The 19339-nt window shown below is 33.8% G+C and carries 19 protein-coding genes; all 19 read left to right on the top strand.

Annotated features, from left to right (window positions below; all coding sequences use genetic code 11):
* Nucleotides 1-27 precede the first annotated feature (27 nt).
* Entirely contained in the window at nt 28-1035 is a 1008-nt protein-coding gene (locus ABH959_RS08500) for a LytTR family transcriptional regulator DNA-binding domain-containing protein (RefSeq protein ID WP_404492450.1), read from the top strand.
* Nucleotides 1036-1210: 175 nt separating this feature from the next.
* The gene (locus ABH959_RS08505) at nt 1211-2053 is read left to right on the top strand and encodes an ABC transporter ATP-binding protein (RefSeq protein WP_113936202.1); all 843 of its coding nucleotides are present in this window, start codon (nt 1211-1213) and stop codon (nt 2051-2053) included.
* Entirely contained in the window at nt 2053-2760 is a 708-nt protein-coding gene (locus ABH959_RS08510) for an ABC transporter permease (RefSeq protein WP_113936203.1), read from the top strand. The genes ABH959_RS08505 and ABH959_RS08510 overlap by 1 nt, the downstream gene beginning before the upstream one ends.
* A 162-nt stretch (nt 2761-2922) precedes the next feature.
* Nucleotides 2923-3906, top strand: coding sequence for a stage II sporulation protein SpoIIQ (gene spoIIQ, locus ABH959_RS08515; RefSeq protein WP_002167338.1), 984 nt, complete (start codon nt 2923-2925; stop codon nt 3904-3906).
* A gap of 293 nt (nt 3907-4199) precedes the next feature.
* Nucleotides 4200-4334 (top strand): hypothetical protein, encoded by a 135-nt coding sequence (locus ABH959_RS08520; RefSeq protein ID WP_002016211.1) that lies wholly within the window; start codon nt 4200-4202, stop codon nt 4332-4334.
* A gap of 309 nt (nt 4335-4643) precedes the next feature.
* Entirely contained in the window at nt 4644-4916 is a 273-nt protein-coding gene (gene spoIIID / locus ABH959_RS08525) for a sporulation transcriptional regulator SpoIIID (RefSeq protein ID WP_002089714.1), read from the top strand.
* 161 nt (nt 4917-5077) lie between these two features.
* The gene (gene mreB, locus ABH959_RS08530) at nt 5078-6079 is read left to right on the top strand and encodes a rod shape-determining protein (protein WP_002130035.1); all 1002 of its coding nucleotides are present in this window, start codon (nt 5078-5080) and stop codon (nt 6077-6079) included.
* 425 nt (nt 6080-6504) lie between these two features.
* On the top strand, nt 6505-6939 hold the full coding sequence (fabZ, locus tag ABH959_RS08535; RefSeq protein ID WP_000931959.1) for a 3-hydroxyacyl-ACP dehydratase FabZ: 435 nt from the start codon (nt 6505-6507) through the stop codon (nt 6937-6939).
* Between the two features lie 382 nt (nt 6940-7321).
* A complete protein-coding gene (locus ABH959_RS08540; protein WP_404492451.1) occupies nt 7322-7999 on the top strand; it encodes a CpsD/CapB family tyrosine-protein kinase in 678 nt (225 codons plus the stop codon).
* Nucleotides 8000-8259: 260 nt separating this feature from the next.
* Nucleotides 8260-9003 carry a YveK family protein gene (locus ABH959_RS08545; RefSeq protein ID WP_404492452.1) on the top strand — a complete coding sequence of 248 codons (744 nt, stop codon included), beginning with the start codon at nt 8260-8262 and terminating at the stop codon, nt 9001-9003.
* Nucleotides 8993-9697 carry a CpsD/CapB family tyrosine-protein kinase gene (locus ABH959_RS08550; RefSeq protein ID WP_404492453.1) on the top strand — a complete coding sequence of 235 codons (705 nt, stop codon included), beginning with the start codon at nt 8993-8995 and terminating at the stop codon, nt 9695-9697. The genes ABH959_RS08545 and ABH959_RS08550 overlap by 11 nt, the downstream gene beginning before the upstream one ends.
* A gap of 110 nt (nt 9698-9807) precedes the next feature.
* Nucleotides 9808-10575: a tyrosine-protein phosphatase gene (locus tag ABH959_RS08555; protein WP_404492454.1), complete on the top strand. Its 768-nt coding sequence runs from the start codon at nt 9808-9810 to the stop codon at nt 10573-10575.
* 247 nt (nt 10576-10822) lie between these two features.
* Nucleotides 10823-11704 carry a UTP--glucose-1-phosphate uridylyltransferase GalU gene (gene galU / locus ABH959_RS08560; protein WP_404492455.1) on the top strand — a complete coding sequence of 294 codons (882 nt, stop codon included), beginning with the start codon at nt 10823-10825 and terminating at the stop codon, nt 11702-11704.
* 19 nt (nt 11705-11723) lie between these two features.
* The gene (locus ABH959_RS08565; RefSeq protein ID WP_404492456.1) at nt 11724-12404 is read left to right on the top strand and encodes a sugar transferase; all 681 of its coding nucleotides are present in this window, start codon (nt 11724-11726) and stop codon (nt 12402-12404) included.
* A 30-nt stretch (nt 12405-12434) separates the two neighbouring features.
* A complete protein-coding gene (gene wecC / locus ABH959_RS08570; RefSeq protein WP_404492457.1) occupies nt 12435-13676 on the top strand; it encodes a UDP-N-acetyl-D-mannosamine dehydrogenase in 1242 nt (413 codons plus the stop codon).
* 47 nt (nt 13677-13723) lie between these two features.
* Nucleotides 13724-15721, top strand: a complete 1998-nt coding sequence (locus tag ABH959_RS08575) for an alginate lyase family protein (protein WP_404492458.1) — start codon at nt 13724-13726, stop codon at nt 15719-15721.
* Complete coding sequence (locus tag ABH959_RS08580) at nt 15696-17078, top strand: acyl-CoA synthetase family protein (protein WP_404492459.1); 1383 nt, start codon at nt 15696-15698, stop codon at nt 17076-17078. The genes ABH959_RS08575 and ABH959_RS08580 overlap by 26 nt, the downstream gene beginning before the upstream one ends.
* 52 nt (nt 17079-17130) lie before the next feature.
* Nucleotides 17131-18207 (top strand): glycosyltransferase family 4 protein, encoded by a 1077-nt coding sequence (locus ABH959_RS08585; protein ID WP_404492460.1) that lies wholly within the window; start codon nt 17131-17133, stop codon nt 18205-18207.
* A gap of 29 nt (nt 18208-18236) precedes the next feature.
* Nucleotides 18237-19325 carry a GNAT family N-acetyltransferase gene (locus ABH959_RS08590; protein WP_404492461.1) on the top strand — a complete coding sequence of 363 codons (1089 nt, stop codon included), beginning with the start codon at nt 18237-18239 and terminating at the stop codon, nt 19323-19325.
* Nucleotides 19326-19339 lie beyond the last annotated feature (14 nt).

Genomic DNA, 19339 nt, shown 5'->3' on the forward strand with positions numbered 1-19339 from the left:
AGGATAAAAACATTTGGGGGAGACGGAATGGCGTTATTGGAGTTGAAACAGTTAGGGAAGACGAACCAGTTACCGGCAGTTGAACTGAAGGTTGAAAAAGGGCAATGTGTTGTTTTGCAGTGTAATAACCATACAGCTAAAGTGTTGCACCGCATCATTATCGGTGAAGAAGAAGCTTCAACTGGGAATGTACTATTTGAAGGCACAGCGATTGGAAAGAAGAATTATTCCCGCATTGGCTTTTGTTTTTTGAAAGATGAAGCATATGATCGTTTGAAGGTGAAGGAGTACTTCAAGTTTATATTAGGGCTTTATGAATCCAACATGAGTATGGAAGAAGTAGTACAATATGTCGGCCTCCTAGACAAGTTGAACGTTAAAATAGAAAAATTGTCATTTTCAGAGAAACGCCGTCTTCATCTTGGACGAGTTATGATTCATAATCCGGATTTAGTTATTTTAGAAGAGCCAGAGCAAAATGTCGATACAGAGAGTACGATCATTATTCGAAAAGCGATTATGAAAATGAAAGAGCAAGGAAAGGCAATCTTTATTACGTCCTCCTTTTTATCAGATGCCCTTTCGCTGACAGAAGATGTGTACATATTAAACAATGATGGTGTGAAAAAGATAGAAATAGAGCAAGAAGAAGTTGAAGAAGTAGATGAAGAAAAGGTAGTTCAAATGATTCCGCAAATGAAACTGGAAAGAATACCAGCGAAAGTGAACGATAAAATCATTTTACTGGATCCGATGGAGATCCATTTCATTGAAACACAAAATGGAGTGACACATATTCATGTGCGCGAAGGTGATTTCGTATGTGCATTAACATTAAGTGAACTAGAAGTGAGATTAACAGGATTCGGGTTCTTCAGATGTCATCGCTCGTACCTCGTTAATTTACAAAGAGTACGAGAAGTGATTACGTGGACACGTAATAGCTTTAGTTTAATTTTGGATGACGAAAGAAAAAGTTCAATCCCGCTTTCAAAAGGACGAATGGATGAGTTAAAAGGTGTAATTGGGCTATAAAAATGCTCCGATAAGCTCAAAATACGATTCATTCAACAGTAAAAATACTCCTTTTACTGGTATTTTGCTGCGCCTACCCTTTGTTTTTCATATGATTGAGTCAAGAAAAGCGAAACAAACGAAAAGCGCTAAAGCGACTTTCATCTATAAAAAGAAAAACAAAGGGGATGACGAAATGACATTGGCAATTGAAATGAAAGATGTAATGAAAAGTTTCGATGGAAAAACGGCCCTTCGAAATGTAAATATTGAGGTGAAGCAAGGAGAAATCTTTGGATTCCTCGGACCGAGTGGATCTGGGAAAACAACAACAGTAAAGATTTTAACTTCTCAATTGCTTCATAGCGTTGGAACAGTACGAGTGTTAGGGAAAGACATTACAGGGCCAAGTAGTATCGATTACAAACGAATCGGTATTTTAACAGACAATAGCGGCTTATACGAAAGACTTAGCATTTATGATAACTTACTATTATTTTGTGACTTATACGATTGTAAAAAAGAACGAATCGATGAAGTACTAGCGCAAGTGAATCTATTAGATGATAAAAAAACACCAGTAAAGAAGCTATCAAAAGGAATGAAGCAGCGTGTCACATTAGCTAGAGCAATCCTTCATAAACCAGATATCCTCTTCTTAGACGAACCAACATCTGCACTTGATCCAGTAAACGTACAAAACATTCATAAAATCTTAAAAGACTTAAATAAAGAGGGAACGACGATTTTCTTAACGACTCACAATATGGACGAAGCAGAAACACTTTGTAACCGCATCGCCTTTCTATGCGGCGGAGAAATTGTAGCGCTTGATACACCAGAAAACCTTCGCCTACAATACGCGAAAGATCAAATACAAGTTGTGTTAAAAGATAAACAAAAAGAAGTAGTGCAAAAAGACGAATTAGGTGCAAAACGTATTTCAGAATGGATGAAAAAAGGTGAATTACTATCCATTCATTCACACGAACCAACGCTAGGCGATATCTTTATTGAAGTTACTGGGAGGGGATTATAATGACATTTTCAATGAGACGATTTTCAGCTATTTTTCGGAAAGAGTTACAGGATATTAAAGCAAATGCATCTGTACTTGTAATGGCAATACTTCCAATTATATTTGCTTTTGTTTATGGACAGATGGATGGGCCGAAAGATGAAATATCTAATATGGTAACTTTAATGGCTTTAACAATGGTAGGAAGCTTTGTTCAAGCGGCTTTAATTGCAGAAGAAAAAGAAAAGCATACGCTACGTGTGCTGATGTTATCACCAGCATCATCGTTAGAAGTGTTACTAGGAAAAAGCGCATTAACAGGTCTTATTACATTTGCAATTTGTTTTAGTAACTTCGCAATTTTAGGTGTAGTAAAGGGGAATATTCCATTAATAGTGCTATTTTTACTTATTAGTATATTTTTCTTTCTTATGTTAGGTACGGCGATTGGATTAATAGCTAAAACAACAGCATCAACATCAGTAGTAGGTATGCCAATCTTATTTATTTTCCTTCTAGCTCCAATATTAGGAGTTTTTTTAAAAAATGATTTTGTAAAAAAAATGATTGATTTTCTTCCAACGAAACACCTTGCGGATGCAATGCCGAAGCTAATGAACGGAAAGGGATTATCAACTGTTAGTGGTGATTTAATAAATATAATAATTTGGTGTGTACTTTCTATTATTCTTTGTATTATCGTTTATAAAAAGAAACAACTAGACTAAAAAACTGAGCTGAAACGCTCAGTTTTTTCCTTTTTCTATCATTTCCTCGGAAATTTTGCAATTCCTATACATATTTTTACAGATTTTGTCGAAAAGTAATTAGTTATAGGTTGTATAGGATGAGTGAATATTGTTCAAAATGATTGCTGAGGTGATGATGGAATGCGAGGAAGAAATAGTAAAAAGTCGCAAAAAGTAGTACATTTATTTCAAAAAAGATGGGTGTTTCCGGCACTATACATTGCTTGTGCAGCGGTAATCTTAATGGTTGCGCTATGGTTCCAGGGAGCTAATCCAAAGAAAGCTCCGAACCAAGATCAAGCAACACCGTATACACAAACGGAAGATCCGGCAGTACCAGTAACAAAATCTTCAGAAGTAGTGAAAATGCCAACTGCAGCAAATGCAGAAGTAGTAGTACAGAAGAAATTCTATGAAGATGCAGCATCAGAGGCGGAACAAGAAAAAGCACTTGTCTTTTATAACAACACATATTCCCCGAATAAAGGAATTGACATTGCTGCGAAAAACGGAAAAGAATTCGATGTTACAGCTGCTTTAAGTGGTACAGTAACGAAAGCTGAAAAAGATTCACTTCTTGGTTATGTTGTAACAGTAGATAGTGGAAATGGTGTAGCAGCATCTTATCAAAGCTTAGGCAGTGTGAAAGTAGAAAAAGGTGCAAGAGTCGCGCAAGGTGAAGTGTTAGGAAAATCAGGTCTAAATGCAATGAATAAAGATGCAGGTTCTTACGTTCACTTTGAAGTACGTAAAGACAATGTGGCTGTGAACCCTGAGCGTTATTTAAATAAATCAGTAGCAGAAATTAAAGCTGATGCAGGTGCTGCAAAGGCGACAAATGCTTCTGGTAAAAAAGCTGATGACAAATCTCAAAAAGAAGAAAAGTCGACAAGCACGAAACCAGAAGATAAGTCTCAAAAAGAAGAGAAATCAACAAGCGGCTCGACTAGTGATAAAGAGACGAACGGCAAACAAGATGAGAAATCTCAAAAAGAAGAGAAATCAACAAGCGGTTCGACTAGTGATAAAGAGACGAACGGCAAACAAGATGACAAATCTCAAAAAGAAGAAAAATCAACGAATGGTTCTACAGAATCATCTAACGGTTCTTCTTCACAAGAATAATAAAGTGAAAAAATCAGTTCTCATTGGGAGAGCTGATTTTTTTATCCCGCATTAACGGGCAGTAAGACTCCCACCTCAAAATTCAGCTGGAGCAAAGAAGTTAGGTGGGAGATCAACTGCCCGTAAACGCCCGATTGGTTCAACTAATAATCAGTGGGGGATGAACAAAACCCCCTCTGATTAAAGTTTCACTTTATTTTCATATAAAAATAACCAATTTCGAGAAAAAAGTTGCAATAACAAGGAAAAATGACGAGATTCTCGAATATATATTACAAAAGGGAGGGGATGCTGTGTCATTTTTATCTGTTCTGTCGATTGCTATCATTTTATTGTTTGTTTTATTCGCTTTATATTATTATATTGCCGGTAAGAAAGAAGTTCCCCACCATCAGTTGTTAGAAGAAGAATATGAAAGAGAAGAGTGACACCTTTTATAAAGAGGTGTCACTTTTTTTCGCCATAATTGTCATCGTTAACGTATTTCTCACAAAAAAACGTAATTTTTCTTAACTTAGTCCGCAAAAATAGTGAACATGTAGCATATATCAGTAGTGCGGGCAATACAATGGTATAAACCAATGCAAAGAGAGTGTTTGAGGTGAGAAATCGTGAATCATTTCATTATAAATCCAAGAATGTTTAACGCTTACAAACAGCACTCACATTTACTTCATAGTCGTATGCAGCGAGTCTCATTTCACACTTCTCACATCCAATTTAGGGAGGCGAGTGGTGTGCACGATTACATCAAAGAGAGAACTATCAAGATTGGCAAGTATATCGTGGAGACAAGAAAGACAGTGCGTGTAATCGCAAAGGAGTTTGGGGTATCAAAGAGTACAGTCCATAAAGATTTAACAGAACGTTTGCCAGAAATTAATCCAGAGCTCGCAAATGAAGTGAAAGAAATTCTTGATTATCATAAGTCTATTCGTCATTTAAGAGGTGGAGAAGCAACAAAGCAAAAGTATCGAAAAGAAGATACAGAAAACCCTGTGCGCCAATAAATCTAAAATAGCAAACATTCCTTGTGAATTCGGTAATATTTTTCAGAAGAATTCTTTTTGCGAATATTACGTTTCTGTTAAATTTATGATAAAATCAGAAATTAGGTGTAAAAGAATTCGGGTGTAACCTGATTTTGAATATCGAGGAGGAAATGACGGGAATGTTTGCGCGAGATATCGGAATTGACCTAGGTACGGCTAACGTATTAATTCATGTTAAAGGTAAGGGTATTGTATTAAATGAGCCATCTGTTGTGGCAATTGATCGTAATAGTGGAAAAGTATTAGCAGTAGGTGAAGAAGCAAGAAGTATGGTGGGACGTACACCTGGTAATATTGTAGCAATTCGTCCACTTAAAGATGGTGTAATCGCAGATTTCGAAATTACAGAAGCAATGTTAAAGTATTTCATTAACAAATTGGACGTGAAGAGCTTCTTTTCAAAACCTCGCATTTTAATTTGCTGTCCAACAAATATCACATCTGTAGAACAAAAAGCAATTCGTGAGGCTGCTGAACGTTCAGGTGGTAAAACAGTATTTTTAGAAGAAGAACCAAAAGTAGCCGCAGTTGGTGCTGGTATGGAAATCTTCCAGCCAAGCGGAAACATGGTTGTTGATATTGGTGGAGGTACAACAGATATTGCCGTACTTTCTATGGGTGATATTGTTACCTCTTCCTCTATCAAAATGGCTGGCGATAAGTTTGATATGGAAATCTTAAACTACGTTAAACGTAAGTATAAGCTATTAATTGGAGAACGTACTTCAGAAAATATTAAAATTAAAGTTGGTACAGTATTCCCAGGTGCACGTAGTGAAGAGCTTGAAATTCGCGGACGTGACATGGTAACAGGTTTACCACGTACGATTACAGTATGCTCTGAAGAGATTACAGAAGCACTAAAAGAAGACGCAGCTATCATTGTACAAGCTGCAAAAGGCGTACTAGAGCGCACACCACCAGAACTATCTGCGGACATTATCGACCGCGGTGTTATTTTAACAGGCGGTGGAGCTTTATTACACGGTATCGACATGCTTCTAGCAGAAGAATTAAAGGTACCAGTATTAATCGCTGAAAACCCAATGCAATGTGTTGCTATTGGTACAGGTATTATGTTAGAGAATATCGATAAATTACCACGTCGTGCATTGAAATAAAGTGAAAAAGAGCTAAGGGAAAACCTTAGTTCTTTTTTTTTATTTTTTTAATTCTAGTTTTTTACGAAAACGGAAGAAAAATAGAGAAAAATAAAGGAATAGGGCGATATATTCATATATATAGTTAAATTTAATGTTTTCTTATTTGAAAACGTATGTAATATAATGATTCGGAATACGACATTAAGGCAAAGAATGTTTAAATACATATTGCCTTTCCCTAATTTGGGCATACACTCTTTTCTACCTCCGTGTCAGTTGCTGGGAAGTGCAACTATTTTAATGGAATAGAGTGTGTGCATTTTTTTATATATAAAGCTGAATTGATTAAAGTTTCACTTTATAATGACAAATAATAAACAAAATGGGATAATAACAATATGTCTGAGTGGTAAGACCAATATTACAAAAGGGGCGATTGTTATATGCTAAATATAGAACAAATTAAAGAAATCATTCCTCACCGCTATCCATTTTTACTTGTTGATAAAATATTAGAAGTAGATGAAGGAAAAAGAGCGGTTGGAATTAAAAATGTATCTGCAAACGAGGAGTTCTTTAATGGGCACTTCCCAGACTATGCAGTTATGCCTGGTGTACTTATTGTAGAAGCATTAGCGCAAGTTGGTGCAGTTGCTGTATTAAAGAAAGAAGAAAACCGCGGGAGACTTGCTTTCTTCGCAGGCATCGACAACTGTCGTTTCAAAAAACAAGTGCGCCCAGGTGATCAACTTCGTTTAGAAGTAGAAATGACGCGCGTACGTGGTCCAATCGGAAAAGGAAAAGCAATAGCAACAGTAGATGGTGAAGTTGCATGCGAAGCTGAAATTACATTTGCAATTGGTGATAAAAAAGAATAGATAGAATAAAAAAATCTTCTTGTAAAAATACAAGAAGATTTTTTTATTTACTATATATGTCAATATAAAAATACAAACTATTCAGAAAGTTAGTTGTAAATTAATTGGGATTACCATATAATTACTTTATCATTTATCTCGTTTTTGAGATAAGTAATAAAGGTATAAAAGAAATGAAGCTATTGTCACATTGTTACGGTCTTTATATGGGACAAAATAGAACGGTATGGATTATGGTTAGATATGGGTGACAATGGATGGATTTAACAGTGGAAATAAGTGGAGAATAAGCGTAATATATCGATCATGAATGAAATAGGCGTGTATATCGAGCATATAGAAATAGAGGGAAAAGGTCGCACTTAAAAAAGGAGACTAGAACATGTTCGGGAGAAAGAAAAGAAAGCCATTAAAACAATTAATTACACATAAAGAGCCTAAATCGCGTATTACAGAACAATACCGCAACATTCGTACAAATATTGAATTTACATCTGTAGATAATCATATTCGTTCTCTTATTGTAACTTCAGCAGATCCAGGTGACGGAAAGACGACGACAATTGCAAACTTAGCAGTTGTTTTCGGTCAACAAGGAAAGAAAGTTTTAGTAATCGGAGCTGACTTACGCAAGCCGACGATACAAAACTTATTTGCAATTCATAATTCAAATGGATTAACGAGCTTATTATCAGGACAAGCGAAATTAATGCAATGCATTCAAAAAACAGATGTAGAGAACGTATATTTAATGGCGGCAGGTCCAATTCCGCCAAACCCAGCTGAACTATTAGGAAATCGAGCGATGGACGAGGCATTGCTAGAAGCATATAATATGTTTGATATTGTTTTAATAGACACACCACCAGTTCTTGCGGTTACCGATGCCCAAATACTTGCGAACAAATGTGATGGAATCGTACTTGTCGTGCGCAGTGAAAAAACAGAAAAAGATAAAATAGTAAAAGCGAAACAAATATTAGATAAAGCATCTGGCAAAATACTCGGTGTCATTTTAAACGATAAAAAGGAAGAAAAAGAGCAGTATGGTTATTACTAAAATATAAAAAGCCAACAAAATTTTTGTTGGCTTTTTATTGTTTTCTGGAAATTCTTTATCAAGTTACACAGCATGAAAAACATGATAAAATAAAAATTTTGGAAAATGATTGGAATGTGTTGTCATATTTAAGATTATTTTGTAAGATTAAACTTGTTTCTTGTGAACAAATATAGAACTGAATTATTAAAAATAAAAAATGTAAGATTTATATGTTATAATTTTTCCTATGTGTAAATTTTAGAAAGTTGGAGGAACTTATGGAAGAAACAATTAGTCTAAAAGAGTTATTTCATATCTTAAAAAAACGTTTAGCAATGATCCTCGTAATCGCCTTTGGTGCAGCTATTGTAAGTGCTATCATTAGCTTTTTCTTCATGACACCAATCTATCAATCTTCGACGCAAATTCTTGTGAATCAGAAAAAACAAGAGGGTGCAATGATTCAAGCTGGTGAAATTCAAACAAATATTCAATTAACGAATACATATAAGGTCATTATTAAAAGTCCAGTAATCTTAGATCAAGTGAATGAAAAATTAAATTTAAATACGACAGCACAAGATTTAACTGGAAAGATTAATGTTGCAAATGAAAAAGATTCACAGGTTATTTCTGTTACGGCTGAGGACAAAGATCCGAAACTAGCTCGTGATATTGCTAACACAACTGCAGAAGTATTTAAAGGTGAAATTGCGAAAATTATGAGCGTTGATAGCGTAACTGTACTTTCAAAAGCAGAAGTTGCAGAAAATCTATCTCCGATTAAACCACGTCCGATGTTAAATGTAGCAATTGCTTTCGTTGTTGGTTTAATCGCTTCAGTCGGTCTTGCATTCCTACTAGAATACTTAGATAACACAGTGAAAAAAGAAGAAGATGTAGAAAACTTACTTGGCTTACCAGTGTTAGGTATTGTAGCTCGTATGGATGAAGAAACGGCAAACGTGAAATCACATGCTCCATCATCAAGAAAAGTGAGGGGACAAACAATTGGCTCTTAAAAGTTTATTCCAAAAGAAAAAAAATCATCGTCAACGTCGTCAATTAATTGCTCATCAACAACCGAAATCACCAATTTCAGAACAATATCGTAATATTCGAACGAATATTGAGTTTGCATCTGTTGATACGAATTTACATTCGTTAATGGTAACGTCTGCAAACCCGAGTGAAGGGAAAACAACGACAACAGCGAATATGGCAGTTGTGTTCGCCCAACAAGGAAAGAAAGTATTGTTAATTGATGCAGATATGCGTAAACCAGCGATGCATCAAATGTTCCAAGTAGACAATATTGTTGGATTAACGAATGTATTAACGCATAGTCAACGTTTAGAGAAGTGTATACAAACGACAAATGTAGATAATTTACACTTTTTAGCGTGTGGCCCAATTCCGCCGAATCCAGCGGAATTGTTAGGTTCGAAATCAATGCAAGAACTTCTTGCGCAAGCGTATAGTATGTACGATTTAGTCATCATTGATTTACCACCAATTTTAGCTGTAACAGATGCGCAAATTATGGCAAATGTATGTGATGCGTCTATTCTTGTCGTTCGTAGTGAATCGACAGAAAAGGAAACAGCGGTAAAAGCAAAAGGGTTATTAGAATCAGCCAAAGGTAAATTGTTAGGTGTTGTTCTGAATGACCGTGAACGTGAGAATGGCCTATATTATTACTACGGTGCAAACTAATTAAAAAAGTGAGATATGGTAGAAACATATCTCCTTTTTTCCCTTATATATAAGACAATTATTGTATGTAAGGGAAAAAAGTTCTAATTAAAAGGGAGAGGATGAAGAGAATGATCGACTTGCATTGTCATATTCTACCGGGCATCGATGACGGGGCACAGACAGTAACAGATAGTTTAGCGATGGCACAGAGGGCTGTGCAAGAAGGAATTCATACAATTGTCGCAACTCCACATCATCAAAATGGAAAATATGTAAATGAACGCACTTCTATTATTCATCAAGTGAAACAATTAAATGATGAACTACAACAAAATGAAATTACATTGAAAATTTTACCAGGACAAGAGGTCAGGTTATATGGTGATTTATTAGAAGACTATGAAGCTGGTAAAATCGTTACTTTAAACGAAACGAATAAATACATATTAATTGAGTTCCCATCTAATCACGTACCTCGCTATGCAGAACAACTATTATATGAATTACGTGTTAAAGGAATGATTCCAATTATCGTTCATCCGGAACGCAATACTGAACTAATTGAACGACCAGATAAGTTATATAACCTTGTAAGTAAAGGCGCATTAACACAAGTGACAGCAGGAAGTCTCTTAGGGAAGTTCGGAAAAAAGATAAAAAAATTCTCACTACAACTTGTTGAACATAATTTAACACATATGATCGCATCAGATGCACATAACACAACGTCAAGAGGGTTTCATTTAGCGGAAAGCTACGAATTAATTGGAAAAGAATTCGGAATGAACGTTATGAGCGATTTAAAAGAAAATCCGTACTTATTAATTAGCGGGAAAGCAATTTATAAAGAAGATCCAGAACAAATTCGTCGTAAAAAATTGTTCGGTATTTTTTAATTGAAGAGTTTGGGTGATGTCTCCTAACCATTATCAATGGGGGCACTCGGTTGTGCTGTGGGTAGAAATTTAATTTCGAACCTACCTTAGACGCTTGTCGTCGGGAGCGTGGCGTGAGGATGGGTTAGATGCCCATAATTTATTTCTAATAGAAACTCTACCTATGGAGTTATAAATATGACTCTATAGGTAGGGTTTTTGTTATTGTTACATATAGATAAAACAATGCTTATTAGGGGGACAAGATTTGAAAAAAGTAAGAAAAGCAATTATCCCAGCGGCTGGACTGGGGACAAGGTTTTTACCAGCAACGAAAGCAATGCCGAAAGAAATGTTGCCAATCGTTGATAAACCAACAATTCAATACATAGTAGAAGAAGCGATAGAATCAGGAATTGAAGATATTATTATTGTTACTGGAAAAGGAAAGCGTGCAATTGAAGATCATTTTGATCACTCTTTCGAGTTAGAACAAACTCTACTTGAAAAAGGAAAGCACGAAGTACTTGAAAAAGTGCAAGCTTCTTCAAAAATTAATATTCATTACATAAGACAAAAAGAACCAAAAGGTTTAGGGCATGCGGTATGGTGTGCACGTAAATTTATTGGGAACGAGCCATTTGCAGTATTACTTGGTGATGATATTGTTCAAGCAGAAACACCATGTTTACGTCAATTGATGGATCAATATGAAGGAACACAGTCTTCAGTTATCGGTGTACAAACAGTGCCAGAAAATGAAACACAACGTTATGGAATTATTGATCCGATTGAGCAGAATGGCCGTAGCTATCAAGTGCGTCAATTTGTTGAAAAACCAGCAGAAGGTACAGCACCATCTAATTTAGCGATTATGGGTCGTTATGTATTAACACCAGAAATCTTTATGTTCCTTGAGGATCAACAAACAGGTGCAGGCGGAGAAATTCAGTTGACAGATGCGGTTCAACGATTAAATGAAATTCAACGTGTGTTTGCTTATGATTTTGAAGGTACTCGTTATGATGTTGGGGAAAAGTTTGGATTTATTAAAACGACGATTGAAATGGCACTTCAAAATGAAGAATTGAAAAAAGAATTGATGAGTTATATGAATGAACTTGTACAAAAAGAAAATGTACATGTATAAAAAGTGAGGTGGGATAGCAGTGGCCTTAATGAAAGTATCGGGGGAAACTGTAAAGAAACAAGAATTACTTGCTGCTGAAAAGGTAAATCAAAAATGGTTGTATTTATTTATGAAACGCTTAATGGATGTAGTAGGGGCATTATGTGGTCTTATTTTCCTTTCACCTGTTTTTCTTATCGTTGCACTACTCATTAAGTTAGAAGATCCAAAAGGTCCAATCTTATTCAAGCAAACCCGAGTGGGGAAAAATGAACAAGAATTTGGTATGTATAAATTCCGTTCTATGGTCACTGATGCGGAAGAGAAGTTGAAGGATTTATTACAACATAATGAAGTATCTGGTGCAATGTTTAAAATGAAAGATGATCCTCGTGTTACAAAAATCGGTAAATTCATTCGTAAAACAAGTATTGATGAGTTACCACAGTTATTGAATGTGGTAAAAGGTGAAATGAGTTTAGTGGGGCCGCGTCCACCACTTCTGCGAGAAGTAAAGGAATATACGCAATACGATAAACAAAGACTACTTGTTACACCGGGCTGTGCAGGACTTTGGCAAGTGACCGAAAGAAATAGTGTTGGATTCAAAGAAATGGTTGAATTAGACTTAGAATATATAAATAAGCGAAGCATAATATATGATTTGAAAATTATATTTAAAACAATTCAAATTATGATTAAATCTAATGGAGCATCTTAGTAGTTAATTTACGGAAAGAGGTTGAAAGAGATGGATAAAAAGATTTGTGTAATGGGACTTGGTTATATTGGTTTACCTACTGCTAGTTTACTAGCGACAAAAGGGTTTCAAGTACATGGTGTTGATGTAAATGAAAATGCGGTTGAAATGATTAATAGTGGAAAAGTACATATTTATGAACCGGATTTAGATATTTTAGTAAAAGCAGCGGTGCAAAGTGGGAAATTAAAGGCATCATTACAGCCTGAAGAAGCAGACATTTTTATTTTGGCAGTGCCAACGCCATTTAAAGATGGACATAAACCAGATTTAGCATATGTAGAGGCTGCTGCGAAAACAATTGCTCCTGTTATAAAAAATGGGGATATTATTATTCTTGAATCTACAAGTCCAATTGGCACAACTGAAAAGGTTGCAGAATGGATTTTAGAGGAACGTTTGGATTTAACAACCTCTGAAGAAATGCATAGTGAGAAAGGAAGAATCTATGTAGCTCATTGTCCAGAACGTGTATTACCAGGGCAAATTTTAAAGGAATTAGTAGAAAATGATCGTATTATTGGTGGGTTAGACAAGGAATCTACAAAACGTACGGTAGAATTTTATAAACAATTCGTAAAAGGGAAAATTTTGGATACAAATGCAAGAACAGCAGAGATGGCAAAGTTAACAGAGAATTCATTCCGTGATGTAAATATTGCTTTTGCAAATGAGCTATCGTTAATATGTGATAAGTTAAATATTAATGTTTGGGAATTAATTCGTTTAGCAAATCGTCACCCTCGTGTGAATATTTTACAGCCTGGACCAGGTGTAGGGGGACATTGTATTGCAGTAGATCCATGGTTTATTGTGGATGCTGCTCCTGAGGAAGCGAAGCTTATTCATACGGCAAGGAATGTAAATGATTATAAGCCTATGTATGTGGTTGAAAAAATAAAAGAAAAAGCGGAACGATTTAAAAATCCAGTAATTACTTGTTTGGGATTATCCTTTAAAGCTAATATTGACGACTTACGTGAGAGCCCAGCGGTAGAAATAGTAAAACAATTAGTACAACAAAAAATTGGGAAAATATGTGTAGTAGAACCTCATGTGAATGAATTGCCTACAGGCTTACAAAATAATGAGGTGCAGATGGTTAATGTAGAGCAAGGTGTTCATGAAGGGGATATTATTGTTATTTTAGTAGATCATAGTGTCTTTGGAGACATAGATAATAACTTATTAAAAGAGAAAATAATAATAGATACAAGGGGGATTTTGAAATAATAGTATATAATTTCAAAATGCGTGAAGTGTATAGGAGTAAATAGAATATGTCTAATCTGGAATATAAAATTCGAAAAATTAGGGCTATGTCAATTGAAGATATTACTAAAAAAGTGACTAAATTAGTGTATAATAAATGCTATTTTAATTGGAAAGAAAAAAAATTAATCTTGAATCCAATAGGAGTTGAAGATCAATATTTTGAGGGGTTTTCTAGTGAAACTCCTTTTTTATTTAATAATGAGGAAAAAGAATATTATATTGAACAACTTAAATACCTAAATGTAGAAGATGAGATTCTACTTGACGCAGAAAAAAATTGTGAACGGATATTTAACTTACTTGGATCCGGGGATATTCAATTTAGGAATAGTTTTCCTTGGAATATTGATTTTAAGACTAACTTTGAATGGGATAATCAATATTATAAAAAAATCAAAGTGGTAGATTTAAATAATAATGCAGATGTTAAATTTCCGTGGGAGTTCTCTAGGTTTCAACATATTCCCACTTTGGGGAAAGCGTATTGGATTACTGGTGATGAAAAGTATGCTATTGAATTTAAAGAGCAACTACTAGACTGGATGAAGAAAAACCCCGTGGAAATGTCTGTAAATTGGACTTGCGCTATGGATGTTGCAATTCGTGCTGTGAATTGGATTACTGGTTATTATTTTTTCTCAAAATCTAATTCTATACAAGAAGAGTTTTGGATTGAGTTTAATAAAAGTTTATATTTACATGGAGATTTTATTTCAAATAACCTAGAAAATACAAGTACACATACAGGAAACCATTATTTATCAGATGTTGTAGGCTTAATTTTCATTGGTATGTACTTTAAGGATTTTGTAGGCGATGCTAGTGAAATTAAAGCTAAGATTGCATTCTGGTTAGAGTTTGGAGTTAAAGAGTTAGAAAAAGAAATGTTTGTACAGGTAAATGGTGACGGGACAAATTATGAAGCATCAACTTCTTATCATAGATTAGTTACAGAGTTGTTTTTAATTCCAACTATATTATGTAAAAAAAATAATATTGAATTTAGTAATAAGTATCTTGAACGTTTAGAGAGAATGTGCGGATTTATAATGCATATTGTGAAACCAAATGACAGCAGTCCTTTAATGGGGGATGCAGATGACGGAAGATTGCTTATCCTTTCCAGATATTCGAATGAGGCAAAAGATGACTTTAGACATATTTTAAATATTGCAGGGGAATTTTTTGATAGAGATGATTTCAGATATTATGGTGGGTCTAATAAAGAAGATTCATTATGGACCATAGGTAACTGGAAAGATGTGCGAATGGGGAATGAATTAAAATCTGTTGCATTTTCTGATGGTGGTTACTATATATTAAGAAATGATCGGGCTTTTTGTTGCATAAAGTGTGGGGAGCTTTCTTTTAGAGGGGAAGGAGTTCACAGTCATAATGACCAATTGAGTTTTGTATTAAATGTAGATGGAGAAGATATTTTTGTGGATCCAGGTACATATGTGTATACGAGTGATTATAAGATGAGGAATGTTTTTAGAAGTACATGTATGCATAATACTCTAGAAATCCCTGGATATGAACAAAATGATTTTGATGTTTATAATTTGTTTTATATGAAAGAACAAACCTTCTCAGAAGTGAAAAAATTTACTTGTAATACGTTTGAAGCCCAACATCAAGGGTATTTAAATAAATGCGGTTTAATTCATAATAGATACTTTCAGTTAGATGAGAATATATTGTCTATTAATGATAAATTATTAGGTAATGAAATCCCTGATTATAAATTGAATTTTATTGTTAACACAGGCACAATAATTACACAGCAAGGGAATACTATAGGTATTCTTAAAAATAACGTAAACGTTGTTCTAGACTTCTGTGGGGAAGTGTCGATAAGGGTAGAGGATGTATATATATCTAAACGTTACGGTGTCAAGGAAGAAAGTAAAAAAATAATAGTGGATGTTATAGGTGACTCTGTTAAAACAACTATTAGCTTTATAGATCAAGAAGGTGATTTATTTGAGAAAAATTATTAAAAAATTACCATATTCATTAAAATTACCATTACTGCACTTAGTTTCTTTAATCCCAAATAATTTAAAAGATAGCGGTGAGTATAAGGAGTATGTAAAGTTTCTTGAATCCTCTCAGGAATGGAATAAGGAGAAAATTGAAGAATTTCAAAATTTGCAACTGAAATTATTAATAAAACATGCGTATGAAAATGTTCCATACTATCAAGAAACATATAATGAATATGGTATTAAGGTAGCAGATATACAGGATATAAGTGATTTGAATAAATTACCTTTTACTAATAAGCAAATAGTGAAGGATAATGCAGAAAAGTTTATTGCAAGAAACTTTGATATTAAAAAATTGAATTCCATGCATACAGGTGGAACTACCTCTAGTCCAATGCATTTCTTTAATACAAAGACAACTGATAATAGGGAAATAGCATTTTTTAATCGCATATGGACTAAGTATGGATATAATAGGGATCTATGCTTAGTTTTAAGGGGATATGATGAAGATGAGCAACTTTATAGATATAATCCTAATCGGAATTTTATTGTAGTAAATACAAAGCACTTAGATGACAATAAAATGGAAGAAATAATTAAGGTTATTGAGAAATATAGGCCATCCTTTATTCAGGCGTATCCTTCAATAGTATATCTGTTAGCAAAATATATAAATGAATACAATTTATTTGATAGGGTAAATCAGATTAAAACTGTTTTTTGTTCTTCTGAAAAACTTTATGGATTCCAGAGAGAGGAGATTCATAAAGCATTTTCTGCCCAAGTGATAGATTATTATGGACATAATGAGCGTTTGGTTTTAATGGAGTATTGTCCAGATTGTAAAATGTATCATGTCATTCCTGAGTATGGGGTGGCGGAATTTATTGAGTCAAATGGGAATTGTATTTCAAAAAATGGAGGAATAGCAGAAATTGTAGGAACTGGTTTTAATAACTATGCATTCCCTCTAATTCGCTATAAAACATCGGATATGGCTACTTTGCCAGAGGAAACTTTTGAGCCTAAATGTGGTAAACCATATATTAGCGTACAAGAAATAGATGGTAGATCAGGGGATTTCCTAATAACGAAGAATCGTAAGCGTTACTCACCAACAGTACTAGAGTTTGCAATGGACTATGTTGAAAACTTTAAAGATTTACAGTTGATACAATCATCATATGATAGGCTTGAGGTTTTAATTGTACCTACTGAGGCATATACAAATAAAGAAGGCAATCAGTTTATTAGTGAATTAATGAAAATTATTGATGATGAAATACAGATTAATATAAAGATAGTTAAGAAAATTGATCGCCCTTTGAATCAAAAACATAGATTTATTATTTCTAATGTAAAGTAGCTTTATGGATTAAGTATATTATTATGAAGAAATACAAAGGAGCGTTTTGTTTGTGAAAGTTTCAATAGTTGGTTCAGTCCCACCTCCAGTAGGTGGGATTTCTATTCATATAAAAAGAACAAAAAGAATCCTTGAGGAAAATGGTATTGAAAGTTGTATTTATAATGAGATTGGCTGGGGAAATGAGCAGGAAAATATTTACCCCATATCAAGATACAGGTCCTTTATGTTTAAAATACCATTTATTAAGACAGATCTTTTACATATCCATTCTATAGATATAAAAATTCGAACACTATTAGGTATGTATAAGATTTTAGGGAAGAAAATTATTTTAACCATACATGGTGAAAGCTTATCGGATCAATTAAAAACATCTAATTTTTTGATGCGGTACTTACTTAAGATGAGCTTAAAGAAAATAGATAAAATTATTTGTGTAAATGATTCGTTACTCAATGAGTTAGTTTTGTTAGGGGTAAGTCATTCAAATATGGTTGCCATACCAGGGTATATTCATCCTAAAGAATATACAGAAGACATAATGGCAATACCAAAAGATGTTTATAAGTTTATTGAGGAATCCTCTTTTCTGATCACAGCTAATGGATGTATCAGATTCTATAGAGGAGAAGATTTATATGGTGTAGACATGCTGGTTGACTTAATGCATAAGTTGAAAGGGCAGGGTGTAAGGGCTCGATTGTTATTTGCATTATTAGATAAGGAAAGTCAGACTGAAGAAGAACGTGAGTATTATACAGAGCTTCGAAAGAAAATACGTGAACTAGATTTAGAAGATAGTTTTATGTTTTATGAGGTAGAAAATACAGAACTATATCCCATTTTACAAAAAAGTAATTTATTTATTAGACCCACTAATACCGATGGTTTAGGAATATCTATTGCTGAAGCAATTTATTACAATGTTCCTTCGATAGCAAGTGATGTATGTAACAGACCGCATGGAACAATATTATTTGAATCTCGCAATAATATAGATTTACATCAAACGGTAAATAAGGTTATTCATAACTATCCCTTGTATGTAGAAAGAATAAGAGAGATAGAGGTTAAAGATTATTCAAATGAGCTAATTTCGATTTATAAAGAGGTTATCGATAAATAATTAAAAAATGAATTAAAAAGGAGGAGAACATGGAGTACAAGATTATTAGTACTAAAGAAGAATTTTATAACATCAAAGAAGAATGGGAATTAATGGAGTCTAAAGATAGTACCATATCCTATTATAGTACTTTCCAGTTTAATTATACATGGTGGGAAACTAATAAGGTAAATATAAATCTTAAATTATTTATAGTTTGTGTATACCATAATAATTCGTTAGTCGGAATCGCGCCATTAATGCTTGAGAGAATAAGTAAGAAAATCTTTCACTATTGGAAACTGTCTTTCCTAGGTCGAGGAGATTCGTTAAACTTTATTATTAATAGGGAACAGGGGAATGAAGGGAAGATTATTAAGGAAATCTTTTTAGGAATTGAACAAAATTCTAGTTTGTGGGATAAATTGGAACTTACGCATATTTCGGAAGAAACATTGTTGTTTTGGCATCTGATGAAAAACGGAAAATATAATAAACACACCCAATTTTTGGTGCAAAACCCTAATATTAAATTACAGGATTTTGAAGGGTTTGATGAGTTTAAAAAAAATAACGTGCCAGCTAAAACAAATAAGTTTGTCAATAAATTAAAAAAGGAAATAGGATATACATTTGAAGTAATTAATAATAAATATGATAGAAACATATTCAAAGAAATAGTTGAAATCCACCAATTAGAGCAAGAATTCTTAAATCAACAAAAGGGAAGAGCAGAAAGAGAAAGTTTATTTGATGATCCTAAAAAGAAAGAATTTTTACATCAATTATTCAAAAATAACGAGAATGTTCTCACTTTTGTTTTGTATTCAAATGAAGGAGAGATTATAACTTATAATACGTGTTATAGATATCATGATAAATTACATTTTTGGAATACTGGATATCATCCTAAGTATGTAAATTATAATTTAAGTAAAGTACGTATGTATGAAATTATTAATTATCTCTTCGATAATAAGTTACAGTATACAATTGATTGGGGAGCTGGGGGATATCCTTGGAAATTTGAATGGACAAATACGTATTTAACTACTTACTCATTATCTATGTGGAATCCTAATAGTAAGAAGGCTCATTACATTAATAAAATAGCAAAGATTAAGAAGAAATTAATTTAAGGAAAAGTGAATAA

It is taken from the genome of Bacillus sp. RC51, from assembly GCF_044908115.1.
Classification (GTDB): domain Bacteria; phylum Bacillota; class Bacilli; order Bacillales; family Bacillaceae_G; genus Bacillus_A; species Bacillus_A mycoides.